Below are 271 nucleotides of genomic sequence, written 5' to 3'. Positions count from 1 at the left end.
CACCATGGCCGGTGTCACGCCGTGCACCGCCGTCGTCGCCGGCACCGCCGCGCGCCTCGAGCTCACCGGCACCTTCTACGGCGCAGGCTCGACGCTGCGCCTCGTCGGCCTCGACAACGAGGTGCTCGACGAGCGTCCCGGCGGCCTGCCGGAGGACGTCCGCGGGTTCTCCTACGAGGCAGCCGAGTTCGCCCGGTGCCTCGCCGCCGGCGAGCGCGAGTCGCCCCTCATGCCGCACGCGACGATGCTGCGGGTCATGGAGACGATGGAC

The 271-nt window shown here is 73.8% G+C and carries 1 pseudogene; it reads left to right on the top strand.

Going from position 1 to position 271, the window contains the following annotated elements:
- Window positions 1–271, top strand: a pseudogene (locus ACPYOG_RS19590) (gfo/Idh/MocA family oxidoreductase); the annotation flags it as partial.

It is taken from the genome of Leifsonia sp. HAY1-4F, assembly GCF_056755275.1.
This window is presented reverse-complemented; position numbering and strand designations above follow the sequence as displayed.